This is a genomic window from Pedobacter sp. PACM 27299, from assembly GCF_001412655.1.
Classification (GTDB): Bacteria; Bacteroidota; Bacteroidia; order Sphingobacteriales; family Sphingobacteriaceae; genus Pedobacter.
In genome coordinates this window covers 1,654,347-1,673,988 of sequence record NZ_CP012996.1, presented here as the reverse complement: position 1 = coordinate 1,673,988, position 19,642 = coordinate 1,654,347, and the positions used below count along the sequence as shown (strand labels likewise).

The 19,642-nt window shown below is 40.4% G+C and carries 15 protein-coding genes; 7 read left to right on the top strand and 8 right to left on the bottom strand.

The window, feature by feature from the left end:
- Positions 1–408: 408 nt before the first annotated feature.
- From AQ505_RS07165 to AQ505_RS07150, 4 genes are all read left to right on the top strand, one after another.
- Entirely contained in the window at positions 409–1,674 is a 1,266-nt protein-coding gene (locus AQ505_RS07165; protein ID WP_062547549.1) for a hypothetical protein, read from the top strand.
- A gap of 35 nt (positions 1,675–1,709) precedes the next feature.
- A complete protein-coding gene (locus AQ505_RS07160; protein WP_062547548.1) occupies positions 1,710–2,756 on the top strand; it encodes a type II asparaginase in 1,047 nt (348 codons plus the stop codon).
- A 116-nt stretch (positions 2,757–2,872) separates the two neighbouring features.
- Entirely contained in the window at positions 2,873–4,282 is a 1,410-nt protein-coding gene (aspA, locus tag AQ505_RS07155; protein WP_062547547.1) for an aspartate ammonia-lyase, read from the top strand.
- Positions 4,279–5,625: an anaerobic C4-dicarboxylate transporter family protein gene (locus AQ505_RS07150; protein WP_062547546.1), complete on the top strand. Its 1,347-nt coding sequence runs from the start codon at positions 4,279–4,281 to the stop codon at positions 5,623–5,625. The genes aspA and AQ505_RS07150 overlap by 4 nt, the downstream gene beginning before the upstream one ends.
- A gap of 117 nt (positions 5,626–5,742) precedes the next feature.
- Here AQ505_RS07150 and AQ505_RS07145 read toward each other — a convergent pair whose 3' ends face one another.
- The 3 genes from AQ505_RS07145 to hxlB form a co-directional block, all read right to left on the bottom strand.
- Entirely contained in the window at positions 5,743–7,992 is a 2,250-nt protein-coding gene (locus AQ505_RS07145) for a S41 family peptidase (RefSeq protein WP_082461440.1), read from the bottom strand.
- Positions 7,993–8,150: 158 nt separating this feature from the next.
- Positions 8,151–8,783, bottom strand: coding sequence for a 3-hexulose-6-phosphate synthase (hxlA, locus tag AQ505_RS07140; RefSeq protein WP_062547544.1), 633 nt, complete (start codon positions 8,781–8,783; stop codon positions 8,151–8,153).
- 87 nt (positions 8,784–8,870) lie between these two features.
- Positions 8,871–9,461: a 6-phospho-3-hexuloisomerase gene (gene hxlB / locus AQ505_RS07135; protein ID WP_062547543.1), complete on the bottom strand. Its 591-nt coding sequence runs from the start codon at positions 9,459–9,461 to the stop codon at positions 8,871–8,873.
- A gap of 178 nt (positions 9,462–9,639) precedes the next feature.
- On the opposite strand from hxlB, the gene AQ505_RS07130 reads away from it, so the two are divergent.
- Both AQ505_RS07130 and AQ505_RS07125 read left to right on the top strand, forming a co-directional pair.
- Positions 9,640–10,521, top strand: coding sequence for a helix-turn-helix domain-containing protein (locus AQ505_RS07130; RefSeq protein ID WP_231635035.1), 882 nt, complete (start codon positions 9,640–9,642; stop codon positions 10,519–10,521).
- Positions 10,522–10,526: 5 nt separating this feature from the next.
- Positions 10,527–11,252, top strand: coding sequence for a DUF92 domain-containing protein (locus AQ505_RS07125; protein WP_062547542.1), 726 nt, complete (start codon positions 10,527–10,529; stop codon positions 11,250–11,252).
- Here the strand turns inward: AQ505_RS07125 and AQ505_RS07120 are convergent, their stop codons facing one another.
- The 5 genes from AQ505_RS07120 to AQ505_RS07100 form a co-directional block, all read right to left on the bottom strand.
- A complete protein-coding gene (locus AQ505_RS07120) occupies positions 11,253–12,125 on the bottom strand; it encodes a pirin family protein (protein ID WP_062547541.1) in 873 nt (290 codons plus the stop codon). It abuts the gene before it with no gap.
- 12 nt (positions 12,126–12,137) lie between these two features.
- Positions 12,138–12,692, bottom strand: a complete 555-nt coding sequence (locus AQ505_RS07115) for an NADPH-dependent FMN reductase (protein ID WP_062547540.1) — start codon at positions 12,690–12,692, stop codon at positions 12,138–12,140.
- Between the two features lie 119 nt (positions 12,693–12,811).
- On the bottom strand, positions 12,812–15,190 hold the full coding sequence (locus AQ505_RS07110; RefSeq protein WP_062547539.1) for an outer membrane beta-barrel family protein: 2,379 nt from the start codon (positions 15,188–15,190) through the stop codon (positions 12,812–12,814).
- Between the two features lie 7 nt (positions 15,191–15,197).
- Positions 15,198–16,661, bottom strand: a complete 1,464-nt coding sequence (locus AQ505_RS07105; protein WP_062547538.1) for an N-acetylmuramoyl-L-alanine amidase — start codon at positions 16,659–16,661, stop codon at positions 15,198–15,200.
- The gene (locus AQ505_RS07100; RefSeq protein WP_062547537.1) at positions 16,661–17,026 is read right to left on the bottom strand and encodes a BlaI/MecI/CopY family transcriptional regulator; all 366 of its coding nucleotides are present in this window, start codon (positions 17,024–17,026) and stop codon (positions 16,661–16,663) included. Before AQ505_RS07100 ends, AQ505_RS07105 begins: the two co-directional genes overlap by 1 nt.
- A gap of 139 nt (positions 17,027–17,165) precedes the next feature.
- Here AQ505_RS07100 and AQ505_RS07095 point away from each other — a divergent pair, with 139 nt between their 5' ends.
- Positions 17,166–19,625 carry a YfhO family protein gene (locus AQ505_RS07095; protein WP_062547536.1) on the top strand — a complete coding sequence of 820 codons (2,460 nt, stop codon included), beginning with the start codon at positions 17,166–17,168 and terminating at the stop codon, positions 19,623–19,625.
- The last annotated feature ends 17 nt before the right edge of the window (positions 19,626–19,642 follow it).

Sequence of the window (19,642 nt, the reverse complement as noted above, 5' to 3'; positions counted from 1 at the left end):
AAATGCAACGGTGCTCCTGTTAATTTACTCTATCGGATTACGAATATTTTACTGCAATTAAGCAAAGGTTAATCGTTGATTATTGAATCAGCATAATTTCCATAAAAAAAAACTGCTCATAAGGTGTTAAGATTTTCAAATATTAGGCTAAAAACCACAAAGAAGTTAACCAAAAAAGCTAACTGCATGAAAATCAATTAGTAAAAACAATCATTAAACTATTACAATATATTTCAAACATTTATCGACTAAAAGGGTTGTTCAAGAAACAAAAGTATTTCCTTCATTCTGCTACCTCTTTATGAAAAAATTACTCCGTACGCTTGTAATTGCTATTCCTAGCGATTTAAAAGGACTTTTTTTCTTGAGGGAAACTCATGTTATCCATTTTCCTGCTAAATCATTCCTATGAATACAACCTCTACAAAAGTCAAAATTACTGTTGGGTTGCTGCTTGCTGGCTGTTCCTTTTTCACGAATCAAGCGCATGCGCAGCTAATTAAATATGAAAGTAAAGACTCACTGAATGGTAAACCCAGAGTCAGCTCTGCGCTGATCGGCAGGTTAAAGCTAAATGGCATTTACGACATCACCGGCAATCTCCATGGAAACAGCTCTTTTCTGATCCATGAAAATGATGTTTATGGTAAAAATAAACCTGCATTCTGGGTGGATATGCGGCAAAGTCAGCTTCGTTTCAAGACTACTACTCAATTGAAAAACGGAAAAGAAATCAGTTCCATGCTGGAAGGTGATTTTGAAGGCGGACCAAACCGTACTTCCTTATTCCGCTTGCGTCATGCCTGGATTAAATACAACAATTTCACCTTAGGACAGAATTGGTCGACTTTTGGCGATCCTGATTTATGGCCGGCAAGTTTATTGGATTGGGATGGCCCTACCGGAATGGTATTGAGCAGAAGAATCCAGCTGAACTATAGAAACAAATTCAGTGAAAAAGGCAGAGCTGGTTATGAAGTTGCCGTAGAACAGATGGAACCCCGCCGTTTGTTCGACTATACAACCAGCGAAAACCTCGGTGTGGATTATGCGCCAAGAAGGATGCCGGACGCGATTGGTGCCCTAAGATACGATTACGACAATGGAGGCTTTTTAAAAGTTGCCGGAATCTATAGAAACATCGGATACGATTCAAAAAACGTGGTCGATGGTTTGGACGACACTAAGGATTACAGATTCAAATCGGCAAATGGCTATGGAGTAACTGCGATGGCCAGTATCTTTTTCAATAAGAAATCTGGCTTGGTGAACAACTTACAGGCACAATTTAATGTTGGAAAAGGCATTTCAGATTATTTCCTGGCAGTTGGAGGTTCTGGATTAGATGGTTTTGCCAATGAGAACAAATTGGGAGAATTAGATCTTTTGAATGTGCACTCTGGTTTCATCTCTTATCAACGTTTCTGGACACCAAAATTCCATACAATGGTGATTGCTTCTTACAACCATTTTTCTGGAGCTGAGGCTACTGCAAGTCCATGGAATGAAATGACCAATTACCACTTCACACTCAACCTTTCCTACAACATACTTGACAATTTAATGGTAGGTTTTGAGCCCCAAATCGGCTATAAAGAACTTCATCTTGACCAGGGTATGAAAAAAGGAAAGGATGCAGTCCGTATCAACTTTGGTATGTTATACAATTTTTAAAAGCATAAATCTACACTACTTATAAATCTACAATTATGAAAAAACTACTCTCCCTTTTAGTAATGGTCCTATTGCTGCAAATAGCTTATGGCCAAAAACCAAGAATCATCATACTGGCTACCGGAGGAACCATTGCCGGAGAGGGCGCTTCCGCAGATCGTGCAGGATATACTGCTGGTAAAATCCCCGTCTCGGCATTAATTGGCTCTATTCCTTCCATCAAAGAAGTTGCTGATGTGAGTGGTGAACAAATTTCTTCGGTAGGAAGTCAGGATATGAGTCTGGAGATCTGGAAAAAATTAGCGATCAGAATCAATGAGATCTTCAGTAAAAAAGAGGCGGAAGGTGTAGTGATTACCCATGGTACAGATACGCAGGAAGAGACGGCTTATTTCCTTGATTTAGTCATTTCCTCTGACAATCCGGTGGTATTAACCGGTGCCATGCGTGCTTCAACAGCGATCAGTGCAGACGGCCCTAAGAATCTTTTTGATGCCATTACCCTTGCTGCAAGCCCAAAGAGCAGGAACCGTGGGGTATTGGTTTCCTTCAACGAGTCAGTTTTTAGCTCCAGAGATGTGACCAAATTGAGTACCACTAAAGTGAATGCTTTTGGTTCTCCGAACAGCGGGCCAATCGGACAGGTATTTGATGGAAAAGTAGAGTTCTATAAAACTTCAGATCGCCGTACACCACATATTGCCCCTTTTTCTATTGATAAAAACACGGTTTTCCCTAAAGTGGAGATCGCTTATATGTACACTGATGCCTCTCCTGCCATCCTTGATGTGATGATCAAAGATAAAGTAGCGGGAATTGTAATTGCCGGTGTGGGTAACGGAAATTTCTCTAAAGCCTTCACTGCAGCGGTCAAAAAAGCAGTGGGCGATGGTATTGCCGTTTGTCGGGGGAGCAGATGCGTCTCTGGTCGCGTGGTAGAAGATGGAGAAGTGGACGACAAGGAATTGGGAACCATTGTTTCTGACGATCTAAACCCTCAAAAAGCAAGGATATTATTGATGCTTGGCTTAACAAAAACCCATAAAACTGCCGAGCTTCAAAAATACTTTTTGCAGTACTAATTTGGGATATGGCTGTTCATCCAGGTGGATATGATTTACATTTCATAAGAACAGCAGCAATGAAAAAATAAACAACGATTTAACATTCAAAACATACTATTTAATTTTATACTATTATGGCAACTTTTCGAATTGAACACGACTTTTTAGGGGAAAAAGAAATCAGCAACGACTGTTATTATGGCGTTCAAACGATGCGCGCAAAAGAGAATTTCGACATCACTGGAATTCCTATTGGCAGTGAACCTCTTTTTATCCAGGCTTTTGGTCACGTTAAAAAAGCGGCTGCATTGGCCAATAGAGATCTTGGAATTTTAGATCCTAAAAAAGCAGAAGCCATTGTTTATGCCTGCGACCGTTTAATTGCCGGTGAGTTTACCGATCAATTTATCAGTGATTTGATTCAGGGCGGTGCGGGGACCTCTACCAATATGAATGCGAATGAGGTGATTGCAAACCTTGGTCTGGAGTATTTAGGACATAAAAAAGGAGAGTACCTTCATTTACATCCAAATAATGATGTGAATCTTTCTCAAAGCACCAATGATGCCTATCCAACGGCTTTTAGAATCGCAGTTTATCTAAAGATCAACTCTTTCGCATTGGCTTTAGAAGAATTACAGGAAGCATTTTTCTTCAAGGGGAAAGAGTTCAAGGATGTCCTCAAAATGGGAAGAACCCAGTTGCAGGATGCAGTTCCGATGACCTTAGGACAGGAGTTCAATGCCTTTGCTACTACTTTAGGAGAAGATGTACTGCGTATTAAAGAAGCGGCATTGCTGATTACCGAAGTAAATATGGGCGCTACGGCTATTGGTACCGGTGTAAATGCACCAGAAGGTTACTCTGCTTTATGCGTAAAATACTTAGCGGAAATCAGTAAAGTTCCGGTGGTGCTTGCCGCAGATTTAATTGAGGCAACTTATGATACTGGCGCTTTAGTACAATTGAGCGGTACGTTAAAACGTAATGCCATCAAATTGAGCAAGATTTGTAATGATTTAAGGTTATTGAGCAGCGGACCAAGATGTGGTTTGAATGAGATCAACCTTCCTCCAATGCAACCAGGTTCGTCTATTATGCCAGGAAAAGTAAATCCGGTGATTCCTGAGTTGATGAACCAGACTTGTTTCTATGTAATTGGTGCCGATTTGACGGTTACTATGGCTGCTGAAGCAGGTCAGCTGCAATTAAATGTAATGGAACCAGTAATTGGAATGGCATTATTCACTTCATTGCAATACCTGACAAAGGCTTGTCTGACGTTAAAAAATAAATGTGTGCTGGGCATTACTGCGAATGAAGAACACTGTAAAAATATGGTGATGCAGAGTATTGGTATTGTCACTCAGCTGAATCCAATTCTAGGCTATGAAGAATGTGCTTCTATTGCTAAAGAGGCGCTTAAAACCGGTAAATCTATTTACGAGATTGTGGTGACCGAGAGAAAACTGATTACCCAGGCAAAATGGGATGAGGTTTATTCCATTGATAACCTGATCAATCCTAAATTCATCTCACAATGATATTCGTACAGCTCGGCATATTACTAGCCATGATCCTGATCGGGTCACAAATGAAAGGTATTGGGCTCGGGGTGATGGGAATGGCAGGTTTAATGATTTTCGTACTGGTGTTTAAAATGACACCGGCCGAACCTCCTGTTGCCGTGTTACTGATTATTCTTGCCATTGTAACCACCGCTGCCACACTACAGGCGGCTGGTGGTTTAGACTATCTGGTCAGTATTGCCGAGAAAATCATTAGGAAAAACCCTAGTCAGATTACTTTTATTGCGCCATTCACCACCTATTTCCTTTGTCTGTTTGCGGGAACTGCACATATCGTGTACTCTCTTTTACCGATCATTGCTGAGGTGGCTGCCAAGCAAAGAATCAGACCGGAAAGACCATTATCGGTTTCTGTAATAGCCTCTCACCTGGCGATTACTGGGAGCCCTATGAGTGCAGCAACTGCATCATTAGTAGCTATACTTGCCTATTCTTCGGCATCGATAGACATCATGAAAATTTGTATTCCTGCTTCTATTATTGGAATACTTGTGAGCATTTTAGTAGTGCGTAAAAAGGGTTTGGAATTAGATCAGGATCCGATTTTCCTCGAGAAAATGAAAGACCCTGAATTTGCACATTCCATGGATCCTACAGATACCAGTGGCGGAGAAAACCACTACACAGCTGCTCCAGGTGCTAAAATTGCTGTTGGAATATTTGGACTGGCGATTCTGCTGATCATTTTATTTGGTGCTTTCCCTGCTTTGGTTCCCCATGTTGGCGGTGCAAAGAGTTTCAGCGTCAATGCGGATGGTTCGATCAGCCTGACCAGTTTGATCATTATGATCACTTTAACTGCTTCTGCAATGATCATGCTGATTACTAAAACCTCAGCAGCAAAAGTGGTAAAAATGAGTTTGTTTACTTCCATGGCTACTGCAGTGGTTTCTGTATTGGGTGTGGTGTGGATGAGCGCTACTTTTATGGCGGCAAATGAGGCCATTATAGAGCATACTTTCAAAGACATTGTTTCTGTTTACCCATGGACTTTCGCTTTTGCCTTGTTCATTATGGGTGCTTTGACCTTTAGTCAGGCGGCAACCACCAGAACGATTATGCCGATGGGGCTTGCCTTAGGAATTGTGAACCCGCATTTGATTGCGATGTTTCCTGCCGTTAATGGCGATTTCTTACTTCCAGGTTACCCTACCCTTGTTGCGGCCATAGATTTTGACCGAACGGGAAGTACGAAGATTGGAAAATATGTACTGAACCATAGTTTTATGGTACCAGGACTTGTAGCCTTATCTACAGCTATTATAGTCGGCTTTGTGCTGACGGGGATTTTATTTTAAAAAAGCTGTGTTAGATACAGCGGGTCGTAAGATCAGCAAATAAAAAGTCTCGTATTCAAAAAATACGAGACTTTTTATTACATCAGCAATTTAAATTTATAGATTAATTCTGTTCCATTATTTGATCATTCCTGCTAATATTTCCTTGGCTTTATCCAGTAGCTCATCTTTTCCTGCAATCGTACCTTTGATGGTAGGTTTTATCCGATAGTCAATTTTAACTCCAACCTGCTGTGTAGGTGTTCCGTCCGGATAATATATACCTGCACCTGAAATCCCTGTGGATATCCCACCAGGTAAACGGATAGTGGAAAAGTCTCCATCTGCCCCTGCTGTAGTACTACCCAACACTTTAACATTTGGAGAACTTTGAAAGGCCATGGTTGTAAATTCTGCCTGACTTTGTGTAATTGAATTTACGATGACCACTATTTTCCCTGTATACGTCTCGCCAGTTAAAACTCCATTGTGTCCAAAGCCCATATTAAAAACTGTTCCAGGATGAGACAAATCCATTCTGGTTATTTTTACAAAAGGAGTCAATATTGGTTTAATATAATTACCAAAAGTATAGGGCATAAATTCTGACGGATAGCAGCGTAAATCTATAATCATTCCTTTCGTATTTTTAAAAAGCGTTTTTATTTCTGGAAGCTGACTGTCCTTATACTTTCCTGGAAAAACGTACCCTATGTCTTTACTGAGCAATTTGAATCCTTCTTTCGGTTCAGTACTTGCCGACTTTGAAACATACCAAACGTCAAGCCCTTCCGTTTGCTGGCTGATGGTCTTTCCACCTCTTTGTAATTCAACATTAAAGATTGCCGTATTCCCTCGAAGTAAGAATGAATTTGGAAGTTCTCTCAGCTGCGTATCATAATTAGAAGCTGGCGTATAAGGTAAAAACTCCCTGATCAGCTGATCTACAGGTTTGCCGTTAATGTGCGTTAGTACATCCCCAATCAGAAACTTCTGTTTTAGCCCTAAAGTATCCTTATGATAACCAGTGACTACCAGTTTATTTTCTATAAATTCCGCTTTGAACGGAAGTTTATACTTTCCTCTGAATATATCCAATGCTAGATGGTAGCTCTGAATATTAGCGTGGGTATCCATTACTTTAGCAATGATTTTTAGGGTAGCTACCAGATAAGCCTGCGTATCTTTTGCATTAATAAAATCAGGTAATGCTAGGGCAAGATTCTCGTTCCAATCTGAAGGAATTAAATTTCTGTAGGGAAAGAAATAATTGACCATCGTCCAATATCTATACAGGCTAAGAATCCTGTACCCGGTATCTGGATAGTACATTTCAGTATATAGTTTTTCATTTTCAAATACAGGATTACCAACCGGTGCGGGGGAGATATAATAACTGGAATGACTTCTTTTACTTTCCTTGACACTAATGAGTTTATCCCGCAATGATGCTGACAATACATTTCCGTTAAACAATTGCCCATAGTCTGGTTTTAGAACTATGTTTCCAGCAGCAATAGCATCTACTTTATTTTTATTTGGTACAGGAACCCCCAGCTTATCCAAACTACCCTCTAACACCCGACTCAGGTCCTGGTTGTCTTTTGCTGCAATCACCTGTGGCAAGAAACGGAATAATTCTGCATCCCAATTGTACTCTCCTTTACCGATGGCCGGGTGATGGTATTTTAAGAATCCCCAATACTGTCCGGCTATAACCAGGTTATTTATGATTCTTGCATTGGGCTTAAAAGCGGAAATTCCAGAAGATTTGCTAAATGCGGTGTCGAGTTCGGCCTTTACAATGATCCCTTCTTTTAATGGTACCTTTTCAATAGCTTTTCCATCAATGAAAAGTTGAAGGTTATCAAACCATGCTTTACCATTTCCAACTAATAGCACCCCAAAAACAATGCTCTTTGCGGCTTCAGTATTATAAGGCAGTGTAATTTTATAAGATTTCCATTCTGCTGTGCCCTTTAGCTGCTCCTTCTCCATGTTGTCAAACTCAATAGGGATTTCATTTTTTCCAAGTACACGAAGGAATAACGCCGCATAACCGGAGTTTACCTGCTTCATTTTGATATCGCCCCTTAGCTCAATGGTTTCCCCCTGAAAAGTATTGGGTATAGCATAAGAAATCAGCCCATATCGAGCTTGATCCCCAGTTTTTTCAATTGATAAGGAATGATGACCTGTTTGTTTGACTGAAGTGTCTAATTTCACCGCATAAGCCAGGATTTGCTGTGAATCTATTGACATGATCCAATCCTTGGGCATATTAGTTTTCAAATCGATGACTTCTGCATCGATATTATAAACTCCCTGCCGATTACAAGAAAAAATCCCTATAGAACAGAACAAGAAGAGCGTTAACAAAGACTTCATAATTAATCACATTGACTAATTCAGATAGACAATATCATTAAAAGTTACATACTGTTCTATTTCTTTCAGCTTTGTAAAAAATAGAGTGTAATTACAGAAGGTACAAAAATGGCCTTAGTTTCCCAAGGCCATCGTAAGTCAAATACTACTAAAAGATATTAAGCTGCGTCAATTGCTGTACGCATTGCTTTTGCTGCTGCAGCTGGATCTTCTGCACCATAGATTGCTGCACCTGCAACGATTACTGCTGCACCAGCTTTCACTACTGCCGCAACATTGTCAAGATTCACACCACCTGCTACAGAAACTGGTACGCCTACTCTTGCAGTTTCGTCGATCAATACCTGGATAGAATATCCTGACGTCCATTGCTCATCTAATCCTGCATGAAGTTCTACGAATTCCACACCTAATTTAGTGACTTCCTGTGCACGTCTAACTCGGTCAGGGCAACCAATAGTATCTACTACGATCCCTTTTCCATGTGCTTTTGCTGCTTTCACTGCACCGATAATCGTGGCATCACCAACAGCACCCATTACAGTAACTAAATCGGCACCTGCTTTAAATGCAATTTCTGCTTCTAATTCACCAGCATCTGCTGTTTTCATATCTGCGAAAACCAATTTATCTGGATGTGCGTTTTTCATTGCAGTGATTACTGCTGCGCCCATGTTTTTAATCAGTGGAGTTCCCAGTTCAATAATATCTACATAAGGGGCAACTTTTGCTGCCAATGCTAATGCTTCTTCTGTCGTTAATAAATCGATTGCTACTTGTAATTTTGCCATAATGATGTGATATAAAAAATGATTTAATTCGTGTGATTCCCCGAAGTATTGATCAGGGTTATTGGGTTGTTCAGCAATTTCTGCTGGTTATTCCAGGTTTGCATGTCTGGTCCATAATTCTGCATTTGGTGTATCATCCAGCTTCCATAAAGACTGGAAAATTGCATCTGTTAGTAGTAACAGGAACTGCTCAAATAAGCTTCCTGCATATTGTCTGGAGCGACTGCCTTCATGGTCTTCTTTTTCCGCAGCTGGAATCAGGATCAATTGATCAGCGATATTGGCCAGTAAAGATTGTGATTGCGTAGAAAGTGCCACCACCCTTGATCCTACAGATTTTGCTTTTTCAGCAGCTTTTACAATCGAGCTGGTGGTACCAGATCCAGATGCTGCGATCAATAAATCACCTTGTTTGATGGCCGGAGTAGTGGTTTCTCCAACAAAATAGGCATTTAGTCCCAGGTGCATTAAGCGCATTGCTGCAGATCTCATGGCAAAACCAGAACGTCCGGCAGCAATAATAAAGACACTGTTTGCGGTTTTAATAGCATTCGCTAAAACTGCTACTTCATTAAAATCTATCTGTTTTAACAACCAGGTATTTTCCATGAGTATCATTTCCAGGTTATTGCGAACCTCTTTTGCCAGTTGTTTATCTGTTGTTGTACCGAATTCCATTGCTCCTGTTTTTAATCTGCTGTAAAGGTAGGTCTGGTTTTTTCGCTTCCGGTTACACTATCAGCGCATTATATGGGACAATCAGGAAACATTGGACTTAAAAAGTCATCGCTAAGCCACAAAAATTAAGTTATTTCCGAATAGTCCACCATAATTTCCAAATCGTCCAATCTCCTGAATGAAGAGTCCTTATCTTTATACCATGATGAATGTTGCATTACCGGCGGGCTTGGAGAAATCATTGATTTATATTCGTAATCTGGGCAATTGTCCACCTAGTTATCTAAATGATCCTGGACGGAAAGACTTTTTTGAGATTGTATGGTTAAAGAATGAAGATGCTTTACATGCCTTGAAGGATACGGATCTGGATGCTAAAGGAGATTGGATTTACCTGATTCCTCCATACCGTGTGCATCAATTAAATAAAGCTGGAAAGAACGGGGAATTGATCTCTTTTAAGAGGGATATGCTGGAAGAAGAGGACAAAGAGTTTCTTTTAGATCTCTTTAAAATTTTCAATGTGCAGGGCGAATTCTCTTGTCTGCGGTTAAATGAAGCTGCTGCTGCTGAGCTTTCCGGGATCTTTAGTTTGCTGGAAAAGGAATATGCAAACCAAAGCATGACCATGGTAAAAGCCTTGCTTAAGGTTTTTCTATTGAAATTGATTCAGGTAAAAGAACATGATTTCACCAGTCAGGATATTCATCAAAAGCGGGTGTACGAGTTTTTGATGCTGCTGGAAAGCAATTTTCAGCAAGTGAGGAATACTGACTTTTATGCGGGTAAACTGGGCATCAGTTCCAAGCGCTTAAACCAGATTTTAAAAGAGAAACTGGATAAAACAGGAATGCAGCTGATCCATGACCGGATCATTCTGGAAGCTAAAAGAAGTATCATTCACAGCGAAATTACGATCAAAGAGATCGCGTACGAACTGGGCTTTTCAGATAGGCCATACTTCAGTCGTTTCTTTAAGAAACAAACCGGGCAGACGCCAGAAGAGTTTCAGAAACAAGCAAAAGAACACATTAAAGTTAAATTCAACACGCTGGTATAACACAGATGATGACGCCTCTCCTTAATGATCCTTTACTGCAAATCGTACTGCTCCTATTAACGGTACTTATGGTAGTTTGCGTAAAAATCAGAAAATTGACCTTATTTGCTGCTGTAGCTGCTACTATATTAGGTTTTCTAGTGGCCTTAGCCTCAGGCTTAAAGGGAATATTAATGCTAACGGCATTTTTTGTTCTAAGCGTTCTGGCTACTTCACATAAAAAGGCGGAAAAGCTCAAGATCCAGCCTGCTGAAGGAGAAAAAACAGGCAGAGATACCTGGCAGGTACTTGCGAATGGTGGTGTTGCCGGCATTACTGCTGTACTATGTCTGCTGAATCCTGAAAACAGTAATTATTACCTGTTAATGATGGCCGCAAGTCTGGCTTCTGCCCTTGCCGACACCCTGTCTTCTGAACTTGGAACAGTTTATGGCAGCCGGTTTTTCAATATCCTCAGTTTGAAAAAAGAAGCAAAAGGCCTGGATGGTGTGATCAGTTTTGAGGGTACCTTAATCGGCGCTCTTGGCGCTGGAATTATCGCTTTGATCTATGCGGGATTTGGGCAGGCGGCAATCATTGTAGCGATTGCAGGGATGATAGGCAACTTTACAGACTCCCTGCTGGGTGCTATGCTGGAACGCAAAAACTTAATCGGCAACAATGGTGTTAATTTTCTTAATACCCTATTTGCGGCAGTTACCGGGTTGTTGCTGTATTTAGTCTTTCATTAATTATACGGTTTCATTTTCCAGGAACCCAAATTTACCGGCGGCTGCATCTGCATAAGCTTGTTCTATTTCTTCCTGAGTATTCATTACAAATGGCCCTTTATGTACTGCCGGTTCATTCAATGGCTTCCCGTTCAAAATTACAAACTTAGCCTGCGAAGCGGCTAAAATCTCTACCACTTCTCCTTCATTTTCAAATAAAACAAACTGCTCTTTACCGGCTGCTGTTCCATTTAGTTGAAGTGCACCATCGAGAATGAAAATACCCATATTATAATCTGCCGGGCAGTCGATTTTCATACCTCCCCCTTTATTCAAAGTCACATCTAATAAGTTCATCGGGCTATACGTTCTTACCGGACTTGCTACGTCCTGGTAGCTTCCTGCGATTACCCTAACTTCTCCATCTTCCAGTGTTACTTTTTTAATATCCTCTTTGAGCAGGGTTTGATAGCTTGGTTCCACATATTTATTTGCTTTTGGTAATATGGTCCAGACCTGCATCATTTGCAGATTTCCTCCTTTACGGGAAAACTCTTCTTCGAAATATTCTTTATGTAGAATTCCTTTTCCGGCGGTCATCCATTGTACGTCGCCAGGTCCAACGATTCCCTGATGACCAGCGCTATCGGCATGTGCTACGGCGCCTTGATAAACCAGGGTAACCGGCTCTATTCCGCGATGCGGGTGTACATTTACGCCTCGTTTTTTATCACTAGGTTCATAATAAGTTTCCGGCTGATAATCTATCATATAAAATGGGCTCATTTTATCTCCAAGGTTGTTTCCATTTGGAAAGATATTGATCACTTTAAACCCATCGCCCACTGCATGTTTATAGGTGCTACTGTAAACACCTGCTATTTTTTTCATCATAACTTATGTGATTTAGCTTTTCAGCTTATTTGTCCACCATACCAGTTCCTTCAATAGTCCCTGTACCATACGCAGGTGTCCTTCATTGCCAACAAACTGCTCTTGATCATCAATGAATTTCGTAAAAAAAGGAACATGGACAGCTTCTACGATTGGAACCATTTTTAACGCTGTGACGACTTGTTTCAGCATTTGAACAGACCTGGTACCACCAGCAATACCGCCATAACTTACAAAACCGACCGGTTTATAGGTCCATTCCTGATATAGAAAATCCAGTGCGTTTTTTAGCGTTGCAGGGTATCCGAAATTGTATTCCGGCGTCACGAAAACAAAAGCATCGGCTGCTGCAATCTTCTTGCTCCATGCTTTAGTATGTTCATGTTGGTATTTCTGTAGTCTGGGATGTTCCGGTTCATCCATAAAAGGCAGATTTACCTCTTTAAGATCGATCAGTTCGACTTCAAAATCGGACTGTTCCTGGAGTAAATCCATAAACCATTTGGCAATAGCTGGCCCTTTTCTTCCCGGCCTGGTGCTGGCTACAATCACTTTAAGCTGATACATAATTTTCTCTTTTACTCTACAACAAACTTACCGGCTAATTGGATCGAAAAAAATACCATAAGATAAGAAAAGAGCCAGGTTCAGGAAAATTTCCTGATACTGAATTGATCAGGTTATCATTAATTACTGCGCCGCCTTTCCTCTTCGTTACCGGGCTTTCTGTCCTGCTGTTTCAGCTTTTCATTTCCGAAATTATACCTGATGGTGAATCGCAGGTATTGCGAATCGTAATAATTGTTATATTCCTGTCTGATGTGATTGACTACACTGCTGTAACGCTGCCTGCTGCTTTTTAAAACATCCGTTGCATTCAATGCTAACTGTAATTTTTTGTCCAGCATCAGTTTTTTTAAGCCGATATCCAGGCTATACTGACTTTTCATTTTGTTTAAATCACTAGTTCCCCGAAACTGGTACCAGAAATTCAAATCGCCCATTATTGTTTTCGATTTATTCAAAACCAATTGGTTTAAAGTAGAAAAGTAAGCACCAAAACCATTTAAGTCTGGGATGGTTGCTGCAATAGAAGAATTGGAACGGGTATAAAAGACATCCAATTGGTTGGTACTTCCGAACCAATCAAACGGATTAAAAGTGATGGAATTACTCAACTGATAATGATAAGCGGTAATTAAATTAACTGGCCTTAAAATTTGGGTATTGGTATTTACATCCGTAAAATTGACCTCATTATAGCCATTATTGGTATTACTAAAAGACAATGTACTGGTTAAAACCCTGGCATAAGTATGAGACAATTCCATGTTGTTGTTATAGGAAGGCTGCAAAAACGGATTACCTTCCGTGTATGAATATTGGTTGCTATACCAACGGAAAGGGTTGAGTTTCTTATAACCTGGCCTATTGATCCTTCGTCCATAATTTAAAGAAAACTGGCTTTTTTCATTTGATCGATAAACGATAAAAAGGGTAGGAAAGAGTTTTAGGTAATCTTTTCCGGTGCTGGAGTTGATGGAGATACCTGCGGTTTGCGTATATTCTGCTCTTAGTCCCGCCTGAAAATCCCATTTCTTTGTTGTTTTATTTAGATTCAGGTATAGTGCCTGTGTGTTTTCCGTATAGCTAAACTGATTACTTTGGCCCTGGTCAATTTCATAAAAGCTGTCCTTCATTTTATAAAAAGCGACATCGCTTTGGTTTCGGATAAAACTCAGTTTTGTACCGATGGAAAGGTTAAAAATAGCGTATGGCAAGTCTACATCAGCTTTTATAGTATATAAATCAATTTTCTGCTGACTTGCAGATAGATATTGAGCAAAGGAATTGGGGATGATTTGCCCATGAGGATCATAACTTGTATTGTCAAAAAAACGTTGTTTATCATCATCATATTTAAACCAATCTGCGTTAATCATGAATTGTTTCCCTAGTGTATCGAGGATCTGCTTCAGGTAAAAATTTGCGGAATTATAATGTGACTTGAACTTGGCATTGGCATCAGAATTCAAAAGGGAATCCAGGTTTTGTGTTTTGTTCAATACCCTGGTTTTTATGTTTTCCTCGGAGTGGAAATTAGTCAGACCGCCATTAAAAGACAGCCCCATTACAATGTTTTTAGAGGCCTGATAATCGATTCCCAATTGCCCGCTCGGCACTGTGCGGAAGTTTCGGTCTTTATTGACCACATTCCAGGTTTGCGTCGGATAAAAAACTTTGCTCTGTTCGAAAGGAACACTGGAACCTTTCCGAATATTAAAATTACTGAACAACGTCATCTTATTTTTTCTGAAACTCAGATTCCCTCCTGCAGATGCTGTAGGATAAATGGCTTGTGTAAAACCTAGATTCGCCGTTCCTTTAAATCCCTCCGCGATATCCTTTTTTAGCACAATATTGATCAGTCCATTATTCCCCTGGGCATCATATTTAGCAGAAGGGTTGGTGATGACCTCAATTTTAGCGATTTGATCGGAAGAAATGGACCGTAAATAGTTGGCCAGGTCCTCTTCGCTCAGCGGTGTCAGTTTATCATTGATCATGATGCTGACCCCTCCTTTTCCCACTAAAGAAACTCTATCATTGACCACACGAATTCCGGGAACTTTAGCCATCAGTTCGAGTGCATCTGTACCCATTGCCACAACACTTCCTGCCACATTAAATACGGTACGATCCAGTTTTTTCTCTATTAAATTCTTCTTAAGGTTGATTTCAACATCCTTCAAATCAATGGTATTTTTTGCTGAGTTGAAGCTGATGATCGTATCTGCGTTTAATATAATTGAAGATTGTATTGTTTTAAAATTGAGGCCAGAAAGAATCAGCAGATACTTTCCTTTCTTTAGGTTGCTAAAGTTGAATTTACCCTGTTGATCTGTTTGTGTGACTTGCGAAAAGTTTAGGCTATCCTTAATTCTTACCGAAATGGACAAAGGTGTTTCCACAGCGATATTTCCTTGTATTTTATATTGCGCGAAGGAACCGTTCACCAGTAAAAATAGACTGGCAAACAAAAGAAAGTTTGCGATTTTAAACATGTTAATACTATTTATCCTTGTGTAAGGTTTCTTGGTAATCTAAAATCGAATTGAGGATTGCATGGACTAATTCTTCTTGTTTATCGGGGTTTGTTAAATAATCCCGATCCTGCTGATGCGTTAAATAGCCCAGTTCAAGGATCATCGATGGAGAGATGCTTTTGTCTAAAATATATAGTCCTTTAACTTCTTTCGGAGTATTATTTATGGCAATCCCTTTTAATTTGCTGAGGTTTTTATACAGCTGATAACTCAGTTGATTTAATTTTTCGGCCTTGCCTGTATCGGCACTTGCATTTCCTCTCAAGAGCTCAATGCCATTTATTGCAGCATCCTGATTTTGATTCACATGAAGGGAAATCAGCAGGTCACCTTTGGGCTCGACCCTGTCCTTTAGAGATAAGTATTGATCCATATCCCTTGTGGTGATCACTTTAAGGTTTCTGTCTTTCGCCATCCTGCTCAGCTTTTGCTGCATTAACAAGGTCAGGTCTTTTTCAAAAAGTCCCTGATCTTCTGTCCCATGGTCCTTACCTCCATGTCCGGCATCCAGGATCAACACAAAATTGCGGTCGCCAGCGCTTCTTTCTGTGGAGAGCTCTGGTACTTTGAAAGCGAATAACCAGCTCAGGCAGATCAGCAATGGGATCATGATTAAATAACTCCACTTTCTTCCAGTTTTAGAGGAACTGGTAAAAAGCATCCCTATTCTATCTTTCAAAGGATGCTGACTAAAACTATGCAGGATAGGGTTTAACTGGGTTTTAGTAGCCATTTTCAGGAGAAGATTCGCATATAAATCAGCCGAAAATTCATTTGCAGTCAGCGCGTCGGCTTCAAACTCATGTACTTCTTCTACTGCTTTTTCATACCAATATATGAGCGGATTGAACCAGAGCACAGCTTTAAATAACAATAAAATCAATTTATCAAGGCTGTGGAATTGTCTGGCATGAACCTGCTCGTGTTTTAACAAAATCTGCGTTTCCTCAGTGGTCAGATTACTGGAATCGATAAAAACATAATTAAAAAAGGAGCAATTGGCGAAACCTGTTTTCTTGTCAATCACCTTTAAATCATTAATTCGGCTGAACTCAGCACGCGTATGCCTGATTAACTGATATACTTTAAAAAAGCCTCTTCCTAGAACTATTGCCATGATCAGGAGGTAACTGTAAAAAAGCCAGTCGGCAATATTAAAGGAATTGAGCTCCTGGTTTAGGAGTATTGGTGCCAGCGATTTGCTGCTGATCTGTTCTACAGGATCATATCCGCCAAAGAACCTGGTCGTTTCCAGCTGCTGGCTCCATTCAAATTTCAGCAATGGAATGATAAAACTGAGAAACAAGGTCCCCATCAGGTAGATCCGATTGGCTTTAAAAAAACTTAGTTTTTTTAGGAACAGTGCATAACTTCCCAGAAAGAGCAGCAGACAACTGCTAACTTTCAGCAGATAGTATAGCCATTCCATTAAGAAGATTTTTTCTTGATGAGGGCTTTGAGCTCATTGATATCCTCCTCTGTTAGTTTTTCTTCTTTCACCATAAAAGATAACAGTGAGGCTGGTGAATTGTCGAAATATCCCGCAAACATCTTTGAAAAGGTGGTTTTGGTATATTGTTTTTTGCTGATCGCAGGGTAGTATTCATAGGTTTTCCCATAAGCTTTGTAGGATACATACCCTTTTTTCTCCAGCAGCCTAACCGTGGAGGAAATGGTATTGTATGGAGGTTTAGGATCGTCGTCCAGTTGCTCAATAATATCCTTCACAAATGCACTTTGCAATTTCCAAAGCACTTGCATTACCTTTTCTTCGCTTTTGGTTAATTCTTCCATAACCAAAGCTACAACTTATAATTCAGTTATACAACTATCTTTTAGTTATATAACTAAAAGATAGTTTACAGCTGTCAATTCAAAGCCTTAGCCTTCATCGCGCCTAGTTTTTATATATTTAGGGAAATTTTTAACAGCTATGAATAATTGGTTTAAGCGAAATGGCCAGCATCTGATGGTCATTGTACTTTTCTTTGGAATCACCTTTTTATATTTTAATCCCGTATTCTTTGGAAAAACGCTTGGACAAAATGATGTGACCAGGGCACAATCTACGACTACAGAAATCAACCATTACCGTGAAAAGGGGGAAACGATTTTATGGACCAATCAGATTCATGGAGGGATGCCTACTTTCCAGATCTGGGCACCCTACCCCAACAACATCACCACCTGGCTGATAAAAGTAGTGAACTATTCCCTTCCACAGCCAGCAGGTACCGTTATGGTTTTATTGCTAGGCAGTTACTTTCTCTTTTGCGTCCTTAAACTGAATCCCTGGCTTGCCGCAGCGGGTGCTGTTGCTTTCACTTTTTCTTCTTATAACATCATTTTATTTGGTGCCGGACATGCGAATCAGGTTGCTGCCATCTCTTTCTTTGCGCCTGTTCTTGCGGGAATCATACTCGTTTTCAGGGGTAAATATATTTATGGTGCTGCGATAACCGCATTATTTCTGGCTTTAGAAATCCGTGCCAATCACCTCCAGATGACTTATTACCTGTTTCTGGCCATCCTGATTTTTGTTGGTGTAGAAGCATATCATGCTATAAAAACAAAACAGACCAAAGACTTTTTTAAGGCCTCAGGCTTTGCGCTTATTGCGGGACTACTGGCAATTGCTGTCAATACTTCCTCATTATGGAGTACTTATGAATACAGTGCGGAAACCATCAGAGGACATGCCAACCTGACTCAGAAAACGGCGAAAACCAGTACAGGATTATCCAGAGAATATGCCTACCAATGGAGTCAGGGTGTAGAAGAATGTATTACTTTTCTAGTCCCAAATGCTTTTGGCGGCAGTTCCAGAGGGAATGCCGTACAGCATACCCATGTGCTAAAAGCGTTAACGGACATTGGAGCTAATCCTGAGGAGGCAGATTACCTTTCCAAATCATTAATGCCTTTTTATTGGGGAGAAAAGCCTTTTACGGAAGGTTCCTTTTATTTTGGTGCGGTCATTTGTTTTCTATTTATACTGGGTTTACTGATTGTCAAACACAGGATCAAGTGGTGGTTATTAGGCGTAGTGATCCTGACCATGTTTCTGTCCTTTGGAAAAAACCTGCCTTTAATTTCCGATCTGTTCTTTTACTATGTACCCTTCTACAACAAATTTAGAGCGGTTGAATCCATCCTTGCAGTAGCGGGATTGTGCTTCCCGATACTGGGGGTACTGGCGGTAAACGAATTATTTGTCCGCACAGACAAGCCGGAGCTTATTAAGCAATTAAAGCTGGCCTTTTACCTCAGTTTCGGACTTTCGTTAGTAATAGCGGTGCTCCCTGATTTATTACTTTCCTTCAAAAGCAGTGACCATGAAGTGGTGGTTGCACAGTTTACTGCAGCGCTTAAATTAGATCAGGCCACTGCAAATTCCATTGGTAATGCGATTGTAGCGGACAGAAAAGCGGCGGCACAGTCGGACGCCATGAGGTCTTGTTTGTTGATTTTGACTGCATTTGTAGGAATCTGGGCTTATTTAAAAGACAAGCTAAACGCCAATTTACTCTCTATTGCTTTCCTATTTTTAGTGTTATTTGATCTATGGGGTGTTGACAAAAGGTACCTAAATACCGAGAGCTTTATGGCAAAACAGGATACAGAAAAACCTCAGCTTAGGGAAGTAGACCGGTTTATTGACCAGGATAAAGATCCTAATTTCAAAGTATTGGATTTGACGCAGAGCATTATGAATGATGCCACTACCCCCTATTTCCACAAGTCAATTGGTGGTTATTCGGCAGTTCGTTTGAAGCGATTTGATGAAGTGATTGAAAGTCATTTCAAGAATAACATCAACCTGAATATCCTGGGAATGATGAATACAAAATACCTGATCCATACCGATCCGAATTCTCCAAAGCTAATTGCGGAATTGAATCCGAATGCCTGTGGTCATGCCTGGTTTGTCAATAAGATCCAGTATGTACGTAATGCAGATCAGGAAATGGAAGTGATCGGTACTTTTGCACCTAAAGAAACTGTGGTGATCGATGATCAATACAAAGCACTGGTTAAAGCGCAGCAGCTGGGTAATTCCGCAGCATCAGGGACGATAAAACTGACTAGTTATTTTCCAGACCGCATGGTGTATAAAAGTAATTCCACGCAAGCTAACCTCGCTGTATTTTCAGAAATCTATTATAACAAAGGCTGGAAAATGTTCATTGATGAGGTGGAGCAACCATATTTCCGTGCGAATTACCTGTTAAGGGCTGCACATATTCCGGCAGGAAAACATCAGATTGCCTTTGTATTTCACCCGAACTCTTATTACACCGGGGAGCTGATTTCACTGATCGCTTCGATCCTATTAATCGCGGGCCTGCTGTTTGCAGGATATTTTGGTTATAAAGACCGCAACGCCATTTAATTACTTTTCTATGGGTG

Coding starts and splice junctions, on each gene's coding strand:
- AQ505_RS07150 (WP_062547546.1), top strand. CDS start 4,279: ATGATATTCGTACAGCTCGGCATATTACTAGCCATGATCCTGATCGGG.
- AQ505_RS07130 (WP_231635035.1), top strand. CDS start 9,640: ATGAAGAGTCCTTATCTTTATACCATGATGAATGTTGCATTACCGGCG.
- AQ505_RS07120 (WP_062547541.1), bottom strand. CDS start 12,125: ATGATGAAAAAAATAGCAGGTGTTTACAGTAGCACCTATAAACATGCA.
- hxlB (WP_062547543.1), bottom strand. CDS start 9,461: ATGGAATTCGGTACAACAACAGATAAACAACTGGCAAAAGAGGTTCGC.
- hxlA (WP_062547544.1), bottom strand. CDS start 8,783: ATGGCAAAATTACAAGTAGCAATCGATTTATTAACGACAGAAGAAGCA.
- AQ505_RS07100 (WP_062547537.1), bottom strand. CDS start 17,026: ATGGAAGAATTAACCAAAAGCGAAGAAAAGGTAATGCAAGTGCTTTGG.
- aspA (WP_062547547.1), top strand. CDS start 2,873: ATGGCAACTTTTCGAATTGAACACGACTTTTTAGGGGAAAAAGAAATC.
- AQ505_RS07160 (WP_062547548.1), top strand. CDS start 1,710: ATGAAAAAACTACTCTCCCTTTTAGTAATGGTCCTATTGCTGCAAATA.
- AQ505_RS07110 (WP_062547539.1), bottom strand. CDS start 15,190: ATGTTTAAAATCGCAAACTTTCTTTTGTTTGCCAGTCTATTTTTACTG.
- AQ505_RS07145 (WP_082461440.1), bottom strand. CDS start 7,992: ATGAAGTCTTTGTTAACGCTCTTCTTGTTCTGTTCTATAGGGATTTTT.
- AQ505_RS07115 (WP_062547540.1), bottom strand. CDS start 12,692: ATGTATCAGCTTAAAGTGATTGTAGCCAGCACCAGGCCGGGAAGAAAA.
- AQ505_RS07105 (WP_062547538.1), bottom strand. CDS start 16,661: ATGGAATGGCTATACTATCTGCTGAAAGTTAGCAGTTGTCTGCTGCTC.
- AQ505_RS07095 (WP_062547536.1), top strand. CDS start 17,166: ATGAATAATTGGTTTAAGCGAAATGGCCAGCATCTGATGGTCATTGTA.
- AQ505_RS07125 (WP_062547542.1), top strand. CDS start 10,527: ATGATGACGCCTCTCCTTAATGATCCTTTACTGCAAATCGTACTGCTC.
- AQ505_RS07165 (WP_062547549.1), top strand. CDS start 409: ATGAATACAACCTCTACAAAAGTCAAAATTACTGTTGGGTTGCTGCTT.